The 14,476-nt window shown below is 45.8% G+C and carries 10 protein-coding genes and 1 pseudogene; 4 read left to right on the plus strand and 7 right to left on the minus strand.

Annotated elements, in window-relative coordinates:
- A partial coding sequence (locus tag IQ257_RS25440; RefSeq protein ID WP_265586115.1) for a DALR anticodon-binding domain-containing protein occupies positions 1-378 on the plus strand: 378 nt, incomplete at its 5' end.
- A 164-nt stretch (positions 379-542) separates the two neighbouring features.
- On the opposite strand, the gene IQ257_RS25445 is transcribed toward IQ257_RS25440, so the two are convergent.
- Complete coding sequence (locus IQ257_RS25445) at positions 543-1,418, minus strand: Cof-type HAD-IIB family hydrolase (RefSeq protein WP_193881860.1); 876 nt, start codon at positions 1,416-1,418, stop codon at positions 543-545.
- A gap of 427 nt (positions 1,419-1,845) precedes the next feature.
- Here IQ257_RS25445 and IQ257_RS25450 point away from each other — a divergent pair, with 427 nt between their 5' ends.
- Positions 1,846-2,085, plus strand: a complete 240-nt coding sequence (locus IQ257_RS25450) for a hypothetical protein (protein ID WP_193881862.1) — start codon at positions 1,846-1,848, stop codon at positions 2,083-2,085.
- 83 nt (positions 2,086-2,168) lie between these two features.
- On the opposite strand, the gene IQ257_RS31260 is transcribed toward IQ257_RS25450, so the two are convergent.
- The 5 genes from IQ257_RS31260 to IQ257_RS25475 all read right to left on the minus strand — a co-directional run bounded on the left by IQ257_RS31260 (position 2,169) and on the right by IQ257_RS25475 (position 5,910).
- Positions 2,169-3,125 carry a type II secretion system F family protein gene (locus IQ257_RS31260; protein WP_193881880.1) on the minus strand — a complete coding sequence of 319 codons (957 nt, stop codon included), beginning with the start codon at positions 3,123-3,125 and terminating at the stop codon, positions 2,169-2,171.
- Between the two features lie 241 nt (positions 3,126-3,366).
- Positions 3,367-4,044, minus strand: a complete 678-nt coding sequence (locus tag IQ257_RS25460) for a response regulator transcription factor (RefSeq protein ID WP_193881883.1) — start codon at positions 4,042-4,044, stop codon at positions 3,367-3,369.
- A complete protein-coding gene (locus IQ257_RS25465) occupies positions 4,045-4,206 on the minus strand; it encodes a hypothetical protein (protein ID WP_193881886.1) in 162 nt (53 codons plus the stop codon).
- On the minus strand, positions 4,206-4,490 hold the full coding sequence (locus tag IQ257_RS25470; protein ID WP_322744466.1) for an HNH endonuclease signature motif containing protein: 285 nt from the start codon (positions 4,488-4,490) through the stop codon (positions 4,206-4,208). The genes IQ257_RS25465 and IQ257_RS25470 overlap by 1 nt, the downstream gene beginning before the upstream one ends.
- Before the next feature lie 46 nt (positions 4,491-4,536).
- The gene (locus IQ257_RS25475; protein WP_228061022.1) at positions 4,537-5,910 is read right to left on the minus strand and encodes a transporter; all 1,374 of its coding nucleotides are present in this window, start codon (positions 5,908-5,910) and stop codon (positions 4,537-4,539) included.
- 280 nt (positions 5,911-6,190) lie between these two features.
- On the opposite strand from IQ257_RS25475, the pseudogene IQ257_RS25480 reads away from it, so the two are divergent.
- Positions 6,191-6,331, plus strand: a pseudogene (locus IQ257_RS25480) (CopY family transcriptional regulator); the annotation flags it as partial.
- A gap of 68 nt (positions 6,332-6,399) precedes the next feature.
- Positions 6,400-7,173, plus strand: a complete 774-nt coding sequence (locus IQ257_RS25485; protein WP_322744468.1) for a M56 family metallopeptidase — start codon at positions 6,400-6,402, stop codon at positions 7,171-7,173.
- 174 nt (positions 7,174-7,347) lie between these two features.
- Here the strand turns inward: IQ257_RS25485 and IQ257_RS25490 are convergent, their stop codons facing one another.
- Complete coding sequence (locus IQ257_RS25490; protein WP_193933306.1) at positions 7,348-14,430, minus strand: CHAT domain-containing protein; 7,083 nt, start codon at positions 14,428-14,430, stop codon at positions 7,348-7,350.
- Positions 14,431-14,476 lie beyond the last annotated feature (46 nt).

Raw genomic sequence — 14,476 nt, forward strand, 5'->3', positions numbered from 1 at the left:
GTGCAGGAGAACTGGGGAGTGTCTAACTGGCAAATTGTCGAACCAAACCCGATTCCCTGGCTCAAGGATGATGTCGGGGCAGATGATAAGCCGTTACCCTTGCGGCTGGTGCATCCAGCAGAATGGGATTTAATAGCCCAAATAGTAGACTTGCTTGATGCTACTGGCGCTCTAACTCAGGTGAATTGGGTAAAACGAGGGATGGCATTGAGTCAGGCATTTGAGGAATTCTACAGGAATTGCCGCATCTGGGGGGAGGTTATGAACCAAGATCCGAAGTTGGCTCAGGCAAGATTGGGGCTAGTGGGGATGACTCAGATAGTAGTGCGATCGCTTTTGCAAGACCAATTGGAGCTATTTTCTCCCGTGGAACTATAAAAATTTCGTTACATTCTGGAGAGTGGAAAAAAATTTTCTTTAAGAGGCGTGACAAAAGGAACAACCTTCAGATACTATTCAAAGAGTGTGAGGAGCGAACCAGCAAGGGAACCGAGACGAAACACGGCAAGTCGTCGGTTCCCTTTCTGATATCAAGGTTGAGTTTACAAAACAAAGGCTTCAATGGCTGCTGCTACCCCGTCTTGCTCTACAGAGGGAGCCACCCATTGGGCACTGGCTTGTACCTCGTGCGGTGCGTTTCCCATGGCTATCCCGACACCGGCGTATTCGAGCATTTCGACATCATTAAAGTTATCGCCAATTGCCATGACGTTCCGGGCATCGAGTTTTAGCAGTCGTTCGGTTAGGTAACGCACGGCTGCCCCTTTGTTGACGGCTGGATGGGTGGCTTCAAAGAATGTTGCCACGGATTTAGTCAAGTAAAGTTCCGCTGGGGTATATTGCTGCCGTAAGGTGCCGAAGAGTTGGTTGATAATCCCCGCGTCGTTGCTGAGGGCTAAAACTTTAGTCGGTTCAGCGGCTAAGACTTGGCGCAAATCTCCGACAGCTACGGGTTCAATGTCTGCTCGTTGGGCGTAAAGTTGGGTTTCGGGAGTGATTTTCCGGACGTACAAGCGATCGTTAATGTAAAAATGAACCGAGAGGAGGGATAGCAAGGCTTCGCTCTCAAAGTAATCTAACAATTGCTCGGCGGTTGTTCGTGAGACGGGCAAATGGCGGTAAATCTTTTGAGTGGCTGGATCTTGAATCCAAGCCCCTTGGTAAGACAGCATGGGTAGGGTAGAACCTACTGCCTCATAGAAGCGCAAGGCAGAACAATACATCCGCCCTGTAGCAATAGCCACTTGAATTCCTTTCGCCTGTGCCTTGCGAATGGCTTGTTTGACGGGTTCGCCGATGTTATTAGACTCACCTGCGATCGTGCCATCGATATCCAGAACTAGCAATCGGATATCTAGATTCTCTCTGATTTTAGAGTCTAGAGGGTTGAGTTGATGAGCTGTAGAGGATTGGGGCATGAGGGATAAGATAGTTTGTTAACGGGTTGCATCCCTTGAAAAAGGACTTTACCAAGTCAGTGTAACTGCCGTTGATGACAACTCGGATAAAGGGATTGACTCTGAAGAGGTCATAAGGCACAATAACCATGTGCTTCAGGTGATCCAATAAGTCTTGAAGGACTATTCTGAACATCCCCGACCCATTTGGTTGTTTTATTGCAAAAATGACTCTACGCTAGTTGCCCCTGTTATAGCTAATCTCCCCGATGGTTATTTGATTTTTGGTGATGTAAGGGAAAGCATACTAGATATTAGGTTTTTCTAGGGTTTAAATTTGCAAAAAGTACCCTTAGCTGCTTTGATTCCCAGATGTACTTTGCATCTCCATATTTATGAGGAGAGATAAGAGTTAAATAAACAAAAAAATTGGAAATCAGGAGGAACAATGCTCATCAAAAATCGTAGTTTCTTTCCTTATGTAGACTTTTTGCCTGCCGACCAGTTTAAGTTGATTGGAAAGTGTGAAGATAAACAAGTGTTACTGATTGGTAGAACGACAGCCTATGGCGATCCCATTGTGGCACTCCGCTCAACTGAGGAACCCAGTGAGGACGATTTATCTGCCTGCGACTTGTACGAGTTGATGAAGTTTAGCCAAACGACGATCAACTTTGCAGAAATGTAGCCAGTTCTCTGAAGGTGAGCCATTGAGGGATGATTCGATTTTTTTGGACTAAATCTGACACTCTGTAGGTGTTTTATTGAAACTCACTTGGGTAATGAATTCAGCAGTACCGATATCCCCCGAATACCCACCACGGCTATCAGACTGCCAATAGTTAAAAGACTCAAAGGTTGCAAACTCGCTTGTAGCAACTGCAACCCCCTCTCTAACTCTCCTTCGTAGTATTGGGCTAAATTTTGCAAGGCGGTGTCTAAGTTTCCTGTTTGCTCCCCAGTGGAAATGATTTGCATAGCAACGGGGGGTAATTGACCTTGAAGACTGTGGCTGAGGGGTTGACCGATACGGGTTCTGCGTGCAGCGAAAGCCAGCTTTGACTTCATCACCGAATCAGGAATATGCTCTCGCAGCAACTCTAGCGCCGAGAGAAGGGATATACCGCAACTTAGGGGCAACCGTAGTTTAGCAAAATACAAGAGCGATCGCGCTTGGATCAGCTTTCCTAAAACTGGCAACTTCCCAATCAATTGCTGCCAAACGGGACTGGAAAAGCGAGAAACGAAGAAACTCATTACCCACAATAGCAAAGCGATCGCTAAACCTCTCAGCCAGAATTCAGGTTTGACGATACCTGTGGCATTGGGATTGAAAATGGCAGCCGTCAATACCAACAGCCCCCAAATCGCGATAATTACCGAACGTTTCACCGATTCAATGAGGCGTTCTCGTTTCCCTTGAGCTTCGGCATCACTTGCCAGCATTTGGCAGGTTTGAGACAGACAACCACTATACTCTGCCAATCGGATCAGAGCGATTGTCCAAAGGTCGAAGTAACGACGCTCAAGTGCCAGTACTGAGGCGAGATCTTGACCTGTACCTACTGCCGTACTAGCGTAGTGTAGGTATTGTTTGAAGGCAGGGTGTAAATTTTTCCCCGTCAGTGTTAAGCTTTGCTCTAGGGTCATGCCAGCGTCAAGCAACGCCGCAAACTGGAAAAAGAATTGGGCTTTTTGATAACTTGTTAATTGGTTTGGTAGAGCCACGGTTTCCTGTCACTCAAGGGCATCACTCCCTATTGTGAACTGACTGGCACAGTAGCGATCGCAAAGCCTTGGATTTTTTAGGGAGTAGGGAGTGGGGAGTAGGGAATGGGGGGCAGAGGGGCAGAAGAATTTAAAGAATGGAGGCAATAGTCCACCTGCATCAGTATTTTTAAACGGAAAGCCATTTTTTCTCCCCTATCTCCCCTGCACCACAAACTCCTCTGTCTGACAAGACGCTGTACTAGGAAAGTGGTTTGAGGCGATAACCTAAACCATGTACAGTTTCAATCAAATCATCAGGAGCACCTACAATTTTGAGTTTTTGACGCAAACTCTTGATGTGAACTTTGATCGTATCTTCTTTCGGTGGATTTTCAAGTGACCAGAGGTGTTCTACAATCGCGCTACGACTCATGATCTGCCGCCCATTTCGGAGCAGAAGTTCCAAAAGACAATATTCCTTGGGAGTTAAACGCAGCACTTGATCGGTGTAACTGACTTCGTAGGTTGCCGGATCGAGATGCAAGTCTCCCCACTGAAGAACTGGGGGAGAATTAGTACTACCTCGGCGTAACAATGCTCGAATCCGAGCCAAAAATTCTGGAATATCTAGAGGTTTAACCATATAGTCATCGGCTCCCGCATCTAAGCCAATAACTTTGTCAGTACTGGTATCGCGGGCAGTTACCATGAGTATCGGCATCTGATAGCGGTGGGAGCGCAATCTCTGGCATAAACGAATTCCATCCAGCTTGGGCAGCATCACATCCAGCAAAATGAGATCGTAATCAAGGGTGGTGATTTGTACCCAAGCCGCTTCCCCATCTGAGACGGTATCAACCGCATAGCGCTGAACAGCTAGGGCTTCAGCTAGGGCTTCAGCTAGGTAGGGATCATCTTCTACCAGCAGAATTCTCACTTAAGGCGTAGCGTTCTGTCCAAATAATCTATCATGCAACTCGATAGAAAAAATAAAAAACTCTATGTAGGTGGCTTCTTCTGTGGAAAGTTCGAGAAAGTCTGAGGCATTTCCAATACTCCAGCCTGCCGCTTCTAGACGTTGAGGTTTAGCTGCATCCATTATATTAGCTGCCTGTGGTAATGAATCGCTTCGATGCTCATGGCACTCACACCAGATCGGAATCCATTGTTTCCACTCACAGGATCGCGTGCCTCAACGTGGGTGTACTTACGGTTGTTGCATCCTTGGCAAGCCAAAGCCAGATTGTCATCCTCATCAGTTCCATTCTTTGAACGAGGTATGATATGTTCGATTGAAAATGGATCAGGTGAAAACCGAGCCTGACTGCGACAGTACTCACAACATCCACCAGCACGACGAGCAATAGCTTCTTTCTGTTTCACCGTACTTACATCTGTGATCGCTCATCAATTTTTGCGTTAGTATTAACTAAAAAACGGCTTGTATACCAGCCGTTAACTGCCAATCCGTTTCAAGCTGAGGACCATCTAGGGAACGGTAGAGGGGCAATTCAAACTCAATTGCCAACCGACTGCCTTTAAGACTTCCACGAGGGGCATAGAGATTAACGCCAAAGCCTAGATTCAGTTGAGTACCCCCCCGTCTATCCGGGTCTGCTGTGGGAATCATCATCGGATTCAGGCGGGAATCAACTCCATCAATATTTCCCCAAGTCTTACCATTGAGGCGAATTGAGGTACTGAGCCAATCTGCCCACTTGTAAGCTGCCCAACCTGTGAGCGCTAGTTGATTGCCCAATCGATAATCATTGCTGCTTTCACCTAAACGCAGAGTTGCGATCGCTTGCCCTCCCCAAGACAAGTTGTTAGTCTGACCCAAGTAAGTAATACCCGGTAGTAAGTCAAACGTACCAGACCCGATTTGCATGGGATAGGGTAGAATCTGGTCGTCACCAGCAGGTGTGTTGTCTCGCTCCTCAATCGAACCCGTGGGAAAACTTACTCTGATATTGAAATGTAGGCGCTGTCGGTTCTGATCGAGAATTTTGTAAAGTCCAGTAAGCTTAATATCACCGAATCCCTCGGAATTGGTCGTGAAGCGCAAGCCGCTACGAGTAACATGATCCATTTCCTTGAAGACATACGGCACCATCGCCATCAACGTCAAATCATCCGTTGGTGCGTACATAACCCCAAGCATATGCATCTGCATAGTCATGCGTACCGGAGTCACAGGAAACTGTTGCAAAACTTCGGCATCGCTAAGACTATCCGTACCATCCCGATTACCATCCATGTCCATGAACATATAGCGATAGGAGAACATCACCTCTCCTTTTTCATGAGTGTGATCACCCATTACGCCAATGGGTGCATGCCCATCCGGTCGTGCTGAAGTCCATTGGAATCCAGTATGGTCTGATTCAATTGCATCATCGCTGTCAGCAAGTAATAATTCAGGGCTTCTGATATGAGAAATTGATAATGGAGTTTTGAGTCTAGGATTTAAGGGTACGGGTGATATCTTCTCAAAGGCGATAGCGTTGATGCGATCATCTGAAATTTTTTCTGGTAAGTTTACAAAAGCTGACTCTTCAACTTCAATATCTCTATAAGTTTGGAGAGTTAACGAACTATTATCCCCTAACTCTGAATCAATCCGTTTTTCATCTAAGAGCGGGTCAATCTCACCAGAGTAATCTGAATTTTCCAGTTGAGTTTCAGCCTTAATCGCTAAACTTTCTGAAGCTTGAGACGTGATAGTTTTGGGTACTGCTTTAACTGAATCCTGCACAACATCAGCATCAGCTTTTACTGGCAAAGCCAATAGAATCCCAATCATGACCCAACTGATTTGACAGCTATTCCTCTTCATTGGATAAACCCCTGGTTATAGAAGCTTACACAGACAACGCTTGCTATTCTGGTTGGTTATGTCGTATAAGTCAAAAGACAGGCTGTCAAACTTGGTCATACTAAAGGGTCTTTTAGCTACGATGAAACCCAAGAATATGAGCTAATTAGCAAAGCACAACTTGACTCATTCGATGGTTCAGGTTATTTTTCGGCAGTCACGGCGATCCTCATCTCCACTTGGAGGTTGTTGATGAGAATGGCTCTAGCAGTTGCAAAGATTTCTAGCTGTAGGAAATCCTGATGTTATAGCAGCCTTTGCAGATAGTCTCGACCAGGCTAGCCTAGAACAAATAGAAGCGATCGCCCAGCGTCTAAAGGCAATCCGCAAAGCTAGGGAGGAGCAATAATGCATCTGATCCTTATTCTGAGCGCTTTAGGACTAGCTTGGTTAACTAGAATAAACGAGTCGAAAACCATGGGAAGTTATCAACAACGCTGGCAAACTGCTCTAGGAAAGTTCTTGTTTCCCCCCCTACTCCTATTCGTAACCGCCTTATCAATAGTCTGCATGGGACCCCAAGGGCAAATGGTTTGGCAATGGGAAGGTTGGTTGAGCTATCTGTTAGCTAGCGCGTTTCTGGGTTTTGTGGGAGTTTCAGGATTGAAACTAGCTCTAGAAGGATGGCGCTCTCTGCAACACGTTCGCACCTATCCTCAACAAACTATACAAGGCAGACCCTGCCGTATTATTAATACGCCATTAGTTTTCAGCGCTCAGGTCGGATTTTGGCAACCTGAATTGGTTGTGAGTCAAGGATTACTAGACACCCTCGACGCCGAGCATTTACAAGCCGTACTCACCCACGAGCAAGGGCATTCCTATTATCGAGATACGTTCTGGTTCTTTGGGTTAGGTTGGATGCGAGGATTCTCGTTTTGGTTAACAAATACAGAAGACTTGTGGCAAGAACTATTATTATTGCGAGAAATCCGAGCCGATCAATGGGCAGCAGAACAAGTCGATTTTTTACTGTTAGCAGAATCCTTGCTCATGGTGGTGAGTGCGCCGCTGATGCATTCTGAAAGTTTCTGTGCTGCTTTTAGTTGTGCTGCACCTAAAAATCGCTTAGAGGAACGAATAGAAGCACTCTTAGCTGAAACCCACTTTCCACAACCCCCTAATTGGTACTCGTTGATGTGGCTGTTATTATCATTGTTTCCACTGATAGTTGTACCCTTTCATCAGTAAAAAGGGAGTAGGGAGTGGGGAGTGGGGATTAGGGGAGTCAAAATGTAGTCTATTGCTGGCAATATGGCTCGATTTCTTCTTTAGAGGTTAGTAGGTCTTTGACTAATCACTTGTTCGTAAATCCAGAATTTACCTGGCTTTTGCATCCCGCCTTCTTCTCGAAAATGATCATCTTTACCAAGGACTGCCAATCATTGTAAATGCTCCCCAGTAGTAGGGATGGGCGAGAGTCGTGTCTTCTTGCTCGGCAAGTGATGGAGGTAAAGTTATGCTTTCCCCACTACCCCGCAATTGTCCTCCTTCAAGGCGTAGTTGTCCCGATAGCATAGATAGTTGTGCTTGCCGCAGGGCTTCAGCTTTAATCGGGGCAGTTTCTAACTGTCGGTAAAACTCTGTCATCAGTCCTGCCGTTCCTTCATCGCTGACATACCATAGGCTCGATAGCGCTGATTTGACACCAGCTTGCACTGCTAACCCCGCAAAACCCAATTCAGCTTCCTCATTTCCTACGGCTGTGCGGCAGGCAGAAAGCACTAACAGTTCAATAGGCGATCGCCGCTCGTTCCAGCCTAACTGCCGCAGTTGATCGAGCCGGAGTTGGTTGTTCCACAGTAGGATGTAGGAGTTTTCCAACGGTCCAGGTTTAAATTCGGCATGGGTTGCCAGATGCACGATTGATGCCGTTTGGCTTTGTGAAATGAGAGTATCTAAGGTAAATTTTTCATTCAGGAAGGATTGTCCCTGGCGATTGTCTACAATCCTTTGAACTTCTACAGGCACCGCAGGCAGAGGGCTGAGGTTGAGGGATTTTGCTAGCTCGTTGGCTTGAGAAATGCCCATTGCTAAAACGGGAACATTTTGGATATTGTTGTAGCTGGTATCGGTTAAACTGAGGCTGGGCATCAAGCCCACACTGTATTTTTCGACGAGAAAGTTTTGCCCATCATGGAGGACGGCAATGGGTAAAGAACGTAATCCCGCATCCATGATAAAAACCAGATTTTGAATACCTTGGGATTCTAATTGCTCCTCAATAGGAGCCATCAACCAATTGTAGAGTTGCTGGGCTGGAGCTAAATAACTGGTAGTGCGTCGTTTGATGGGATTGGTGATTTCTCGGCGCAATTTTGTAGCTGTGGTTCGTACCAGTTCCCTTGTCGTTTCCCGAACTGGCACACGTATTGCTTGACCTTCTGCCGTCACTAGTACTAGTTCAAGGCGATCGCTATCTTGTTGCGCTTGACCTTCTTGAGTTGTATTGTATCCTTCAGGAATAAACGTGGCATAAACAAAGGCGGCTTTAATACCTGTCTTCTGCTCGATATCAGCTAAGATTTTGGGTGCATCGGCGGGATTGTTGACACTGGGTTTCGGACCTAAATAGCCACTAAAGTCATCAGACAGAATATTATCCAGGGTAGAAATTTCAATGTCCGCTTCTGCTAGATTGTTACTTGCCCCTAGTGTCGAATAAATCGTGCTAAAGGGAAGATTGCTCTGGGAGGGTTTGCGGGGGATGATTTCAATATTGTCTTGGCGGACAGGGCGCGAAAAAGATTGAATCGGTAAAATTAAACCCAAAAATCCCTTACCATTGGTAATTGCTCCAGCCGTACCGTTTTGGATAGCATTCCCTACTTCAAACGGATCGAAAGCACTACCGCCGCCGTGCCGAATTATGATTGGAGCTCCACCTGTGGCAACACTGGCTGCTCCGATAGGAGTGGGGAAAATTCCTGTTGCCCGGAAATATCCATCGGTGGTAATATTAACTCCTAACCTTGTGGTATCGACACCTAACCCCGTGGGTAAACCTTGGGCATTAATAAAGGCTACATCGATACCTGGAGCGTCATTTCTGAATTCCGGTTGACCGTTGTCGAGAGTAATTGAACCAGCTTGCCCAGAGATTGAACTAGAGTTCAGCTCTCCTAATGTTATTTGACCGAGTGTTAAAGCATCAATAGAGCCACCCCCGATCGCTCCCGATGTGGTCAAATTGGTACTAGTAATGTCTCCCAACTCACTCGTGAGAGCGATCGCACCACCAGTTCCTTGCTGGGATGAGGAGTCTACATTCCCTGTGGTAATACTATTTTTGGCAGTAGCGGTGACTGAACCACCGTCTGTTTGTCCACTGGAGATAATTTCACCCGTTTGAATCGCGCCGTCTTGACTAGTGAGTGCGATCGCACCACCTTTGTCTGTTGTTGAAGACGTATCTATGTTACTTGCAGTAACATTACCTTGAGCAGTTATGGTCACTGTATTGTTGTCTGCTTCTCCCCTTGCCGTCAAATTGTTGCTTGCTACAGAACCAACCTGACTGTTTAAGGTAATTGCGCCATTTGTTGAAGTGAGATTGGCGGTAGTGAGGTCATTGTTAGCTTGCATATTTACCGTCTCTGCTTCAACGTCGGCAGTGGTAATGCCACCATCGTTGGCAGAAAGATTGACTTGACCTTGATTGGCGCTGAGAGTACCGTTGCTGGTATTGATATTGCCTGTCTGACTAGTAACAATGGTGTCTCCTTGGGTGGTGACATTAGCCGTAGTGATATCATTATTGGCTTGTAGATTTACCGTATCTGCTTCCACATCGGCAGTAGTAATACCACCATCGTTAGCAGAAAGATTGGCTTGACCTTGATTGGCGCTGAGAGTACCGTTGCTGGTATTGATATTGCCTGTCTGACTAGTAACAATGGTGTCTCCTTGGGTGGTGACATTAGCCGTAGTGATATCATTATTGGCTTGTAGATTTACCGTATCTGCTTCCACATCGGCAGTGGTAATGCCACCATCGTTGGCAGAAAGATTGACTTGACCTTGATTGGCATTGATAGTACCGTTGCTGGTATTGATACTGCCTGTCTGACTAGTAACAATGGTGTCTCCTTGGGTGGTGACATTAGCCGTAGTGATGTCATTATTGGCTTGTAGATTTACCGTATCTGCTTCCACATCCGCAGTGGTAATACCACCGTTGTTAGTAGAAAGATTGATTTGACCTTGAGTTGCATTGGTAGTGTCTCCTTGGGTGGCAGTGATATTGGCAGTAACAATATCATTATTGGCTTGTAGATTTACCGTATCTGCTTCCACATCGGCAGTGGTAATACCACCATTGTTGGCAGAAAGATTGACTTGACCCTGGTTAGCGGTAAGATTGCTGGTATTAATACTGCCAGTCTGACTAGTAACAATGGTGTCTCTTTGGGTGGAAGTGACATTGGCAGTAGTAATGTCATCGTTGGCAGAAATATTTACGGTTTCGGCTTCAACGTTCGCAGTAGTAATGCCATCGTTAGTGGCTGTGAGGGTGACTGTCTTTCCTTCAACGTCAGCAGTGGTAATACTATTGTTGGCAGCAAGTTCAACCTGGCCCTGATTAGCGTTAACACGGTCTTCTAAATCAATGATGTTAGCATTGATTCGGATACCTTCTGCTTCAGTAGTCGCCATTGTCGAAGCGGCTGTTACTTGATCAGCACTTTCAACATTAATTTGACCTAAGTCAAGCGTTTGAACATTGCCGAAATCTTGAGCGCCTACAGCCCCCTTAAAATAGATATCGCCTGAACCTGCTCTCAGTGTCAGGTTGAAAGGTGGTACAGAATTATCATTGGGGAAGTTACCGTCTGACGCAGCACTGGACACTGTTTTACCAAAGATAATGTCACCGCCACCAGAGCCACCTGTATTGAAGGTTGTATCGAAGGTTACATCCGTAACCAAGATCACATGACCCGTAAATTCAACCGGGCCTCCCGTGGTTTTGATGACGCCTGCCACCCGGGTTTGCTCGGCATTAATCCGCAAGCTGCTGAACACGGTGGTTGAGTTACCAATCAAATCGGCATTGGTTGTTGTTTCATCACCAATGATTAAACTGGCTAGGGGATTTTTATTACCAACTTCACCATTAAAGAAAATCTGACCTGTACCTGGAGAGACTTGTAGGCTCTGTTGATTACCAGCTATACCATTGATATTGCCATTAAAAGTGATGTCACCAGCACCCAGTCCAGTTTTTATGGCAGCGAGTACACTGCCTAACACAATATTGGAATTATCAGCAAAAGATGAGTCTTTTCCTCCCAGAGTGATGGGTTGGTTATTTGTGGTGATATCGCCGTTGAGGTTGATTCTGGGAGCTATGAGGGTAATTGAAGCATTATCTGAACCATTAATGTCTCCATTAACCGTGATAGAGCCTCTCGTTGAACCCAGTTCATCCATTGGAGCAGACGGTGAAACTTTAGGAGTCTGAATGGTGACTGGATCTTTAAATTCAACACTGTTAATTGTGATCGCTCCATTTCCATCCTCTCGACCAATCGTAATAGTATTGAAACCCTCAAACATTGCTATTTCGTCCTGACTCAGGTCAAACTCACCACTTTCTTGGGCAATACCAATGTTGCGTTCCGGTGTCAAAGGCTGAAGCACTAGATTACCATTACCTGTTACCTGGTTTTGGATGTCCATTGTGTCAGCCGTTAGGGTAACATCTACCCCAGCATTAATATCTCCACTGGTTGATATAGCGCCTGTGGTGGCAGTCACACTTAAATTCCCACCTACACTGGACACACCTAGATCAATCGCTTGGTTATTCGTGAGCGTCGCATTGCCATCTGAACCTGTAGTATTTAGATTGATTGAACCAGTAGCAGCTAGAGTATCTAACTCAACGTCAGCACCATCGGCGATGGTAGTAAAGTTGCTAGAACCATTGACAGTTACTTGACCACTATCGCTAATATTGCCATTAGCAGTTACAGCTAAGTTACCGCCTATATTGGAAGTGTTGAGATTAACGGCTTGATTATTGGTCACTATGGCATTACCATCTAAGCCCGTAGTGTTGAGAGTGATTGAACCAGTAGCAGCTAGAGTATCTAACTCAATATCGGCACCATCGGCGGTAGTAGTAAAGTTGCTAATGCCATCAACGGTTAGTTGATCACTATCACTGATATTGCCGTTAGCAGTTACTATCAAATCGCCGGAGATGGTGGTGGAAGATTCCAGTTCAATATCATCAGTATCGTTGAGGGTGACATTATTGCCATTACTAACAACTACACTGTTAAAGTCGTTAGCATTATCCAAAGTGATGTCATTACCATTAGCATCTAAGGTAGTAGTGCCTATTACACTGATTGCATCACTATTAGTATCACTATCGGTAATTCCTTGAGCTGTCACTGTTAAGTCACCCGACAGCATAGAAGCTCCTAGAGTAATGCCATCCATGTCGTTAATGATGGCAGTTCCACCCATGAGGCTGACTGCACCTGTGAAATTGTTAGCAGCATTATTCAACGTAATGTTATTGCTACTAGCATCCAGAGTTGTAGTGCCACTGACAGTGAGGGAACCAGTAGAATTAATCCCACCCCCAATAGTCGTCAGCTTCAAGTCGCCATTAATATTGGATGTCTCCAAATTAATGCCAGCCGTATTAGTATTCGTGAGGAACAAATTCCCGGAGTTGGTAGTAGTTGCATTGAGCTGAGAAATTTGGGTAGAGAGGGGATTATCCATAGTCCCCACTGCTCCAGAGGTTTGTAATACCAATTTCCCACTCATTCCCCCAATGGTAATATCTGAGTTACTCATACCACTGGTGATTGCCCCTGTGTGAAGGGTTAAGGTTTTGTTATTAGCCAGTGTCAGTCCATTGGTGAAGCTGACTGCACCGCCATTGAGAGTCAAGTTGTAGTTGGTGCCACTGAGGTTAATTGCTCCTAAAGAGCCGAGATTAATGCTACCTGTTCCTATGCCAGAACCAATAGTGACAGTGCCAGAAGTGGACAGCTTCTCCAACTCTGAGACGGTGAGATTGAACGCCCCTGTCGCGTCGTTGAGGGCAATACTACTATCGCTGGTTTGGGGTTGGAGGGTAATATTGCCGCCGGCGTTAATTTGACTTGTAATATTAATATCGGTAGCTGTCACATTTAGCTGACCCGATAGCGTAGAAGCCCCTAGAGTAATGCCATCCGTGTCGTTAATGATGGCCGTTCCACCCGTGAGGCTGACTGCACCTGTGAAGTTGTTGGCAGCATTATCCAAAGCAATGTCATGACCATTAGCATTCAAGTTAGTAGTGCCTGTGACACGGATTGCACCATTGCTAGTAATCCCCGGTGTGCCAAGTGCTGTTACCTGTAGATTTCCCGATAAATTAGAAGCTCCTAGAATAATGCCATCACTGTCATTGAGATTGGCAGTTCCACCCGTGAGGCTGACTGCATCCTGAAAGTTGTTAGCAGCATTATCTAAGCTGATGTCATTGCTACCAGCATCCAGAGTTGTAGTGCCACTGACAGTGAGGGAACCAGTAGAATTAATCCCACCCCCATTAGTCGTCAGCTTCAGGTTGCCAGTAATATCGGATGTCTCCAAAAACTTAATGCCACCCATATTCGTGAGGAACAAACCCCCGGAGTTGGTAGTTGCATTGAGCTGAGAAATCTCGGTAGAGAGAGGATTATCCATAGTCCCCACTGCTCCCGTGGTTTCTAATACCAATAACCCATTCATTCCCCCAATGGTAATATCGGGGTTACTCATGCCACTGGTAATTGCCCCTGTGCGAAGGGTTAAGGTTTTGTTATTAGCCAGGGTTAGTCCATTGTTGAAGCTGACTGCACCGCCATTGAGAGTCAAGTTGTAATTGTTGCCACTGAGGTCAATTGCTCCTATTGAGCCAATATTAATCTGACCTGTTCCCATGTCACGACCAATAGTGACGGTGCCAGAAGTAGACAGATTCTGCAACTCTAAGGTGGTGAGATTGAAAGCCCCTGTCATGTCATTGAGGGCAATAGTGCTGTTGTCTTTGGGTTGGAGGGCGATGTTGTTGTTGCCTGCGTTGATTTGACCTGTAATATCGATATCGCTCGCTGTCACTGTTAGGTTACCGTTAAAAGTAGAAGCCTCCAGAATAATTGAATCAATATTATTGAGAATGACATTATTACCACGGGTGACTTCCACCCTGTTGAAGTTGTGGCTATTGTCTAAGGTAATGTTGAACCTTTGTTCAGGATTGCTTCCTTCTGCATCTTTTCCGGCATTCAGGGTAGTAACACCCCTTACCCTCAGATTTTCCCCATCAGCGTCAGTAATCGTACCTTGAGCTGTGACAATCAGATTCTCAGCAATGTCTGTATCGGCGGTGGCTCCTAACTCAATGTTATTGATGTCATTGAGTCTCACGTTCCGAGCCTTGTCAATAGACACACGATTGAAGTTGTGGGCATTATCTAAAGTGATGTCGAACCTTTCT

It is taken from the genome of Coleofasciculus sp. LEGE 07092 (assembly GCF_015207375.1).
Classification (GTDB): domain Bacteria; phylum Cyanobacteriota; class Cyanobacteriia; order Cyanobacteriales; family Coleofasciculaceae; genus LEGE-07092.

Bases quoted from the DNA above. Each gene is read 5' to 3' on its own strand.
- IQ257_RS25445 (WP_193881860.1), bottom strand. From the start codon at position 1,418: ATGCCCCAATCCTCTACAGCTCATCAACTCAACCCTCTAGACTCTAAA.
- IQ257_RS25450 (WP_193881862.1), top strand. From the start codon at position 1,846: ATGCTCATCAAAAATCGTAGTTTCTTTCCTTATGTAGACTTTTTGCCT.
- IQ257_RS25465 (WP_193881886.1), bottom strand. From the start codon at position 4,206: ATGGATGCAGCTAAACCTCAACGTCTAGAAGCGGCAGGCTGGAGTATT.
- IQ257_RS25475 (WP_228061022.1), bottom strand. From the start codon at position 5,910: ATGATTGGGATTCTATTGGCTTTGCCAGTAAAAGCTGATGCTGATGTT.
- IQ257_RS25485 (WP_322744468.1), top strand. From the start codon at position 6,400: ATGGGAAGTTATCAACAACGCTGGCAAACTGCTCTAGGAAAGTTCTTG.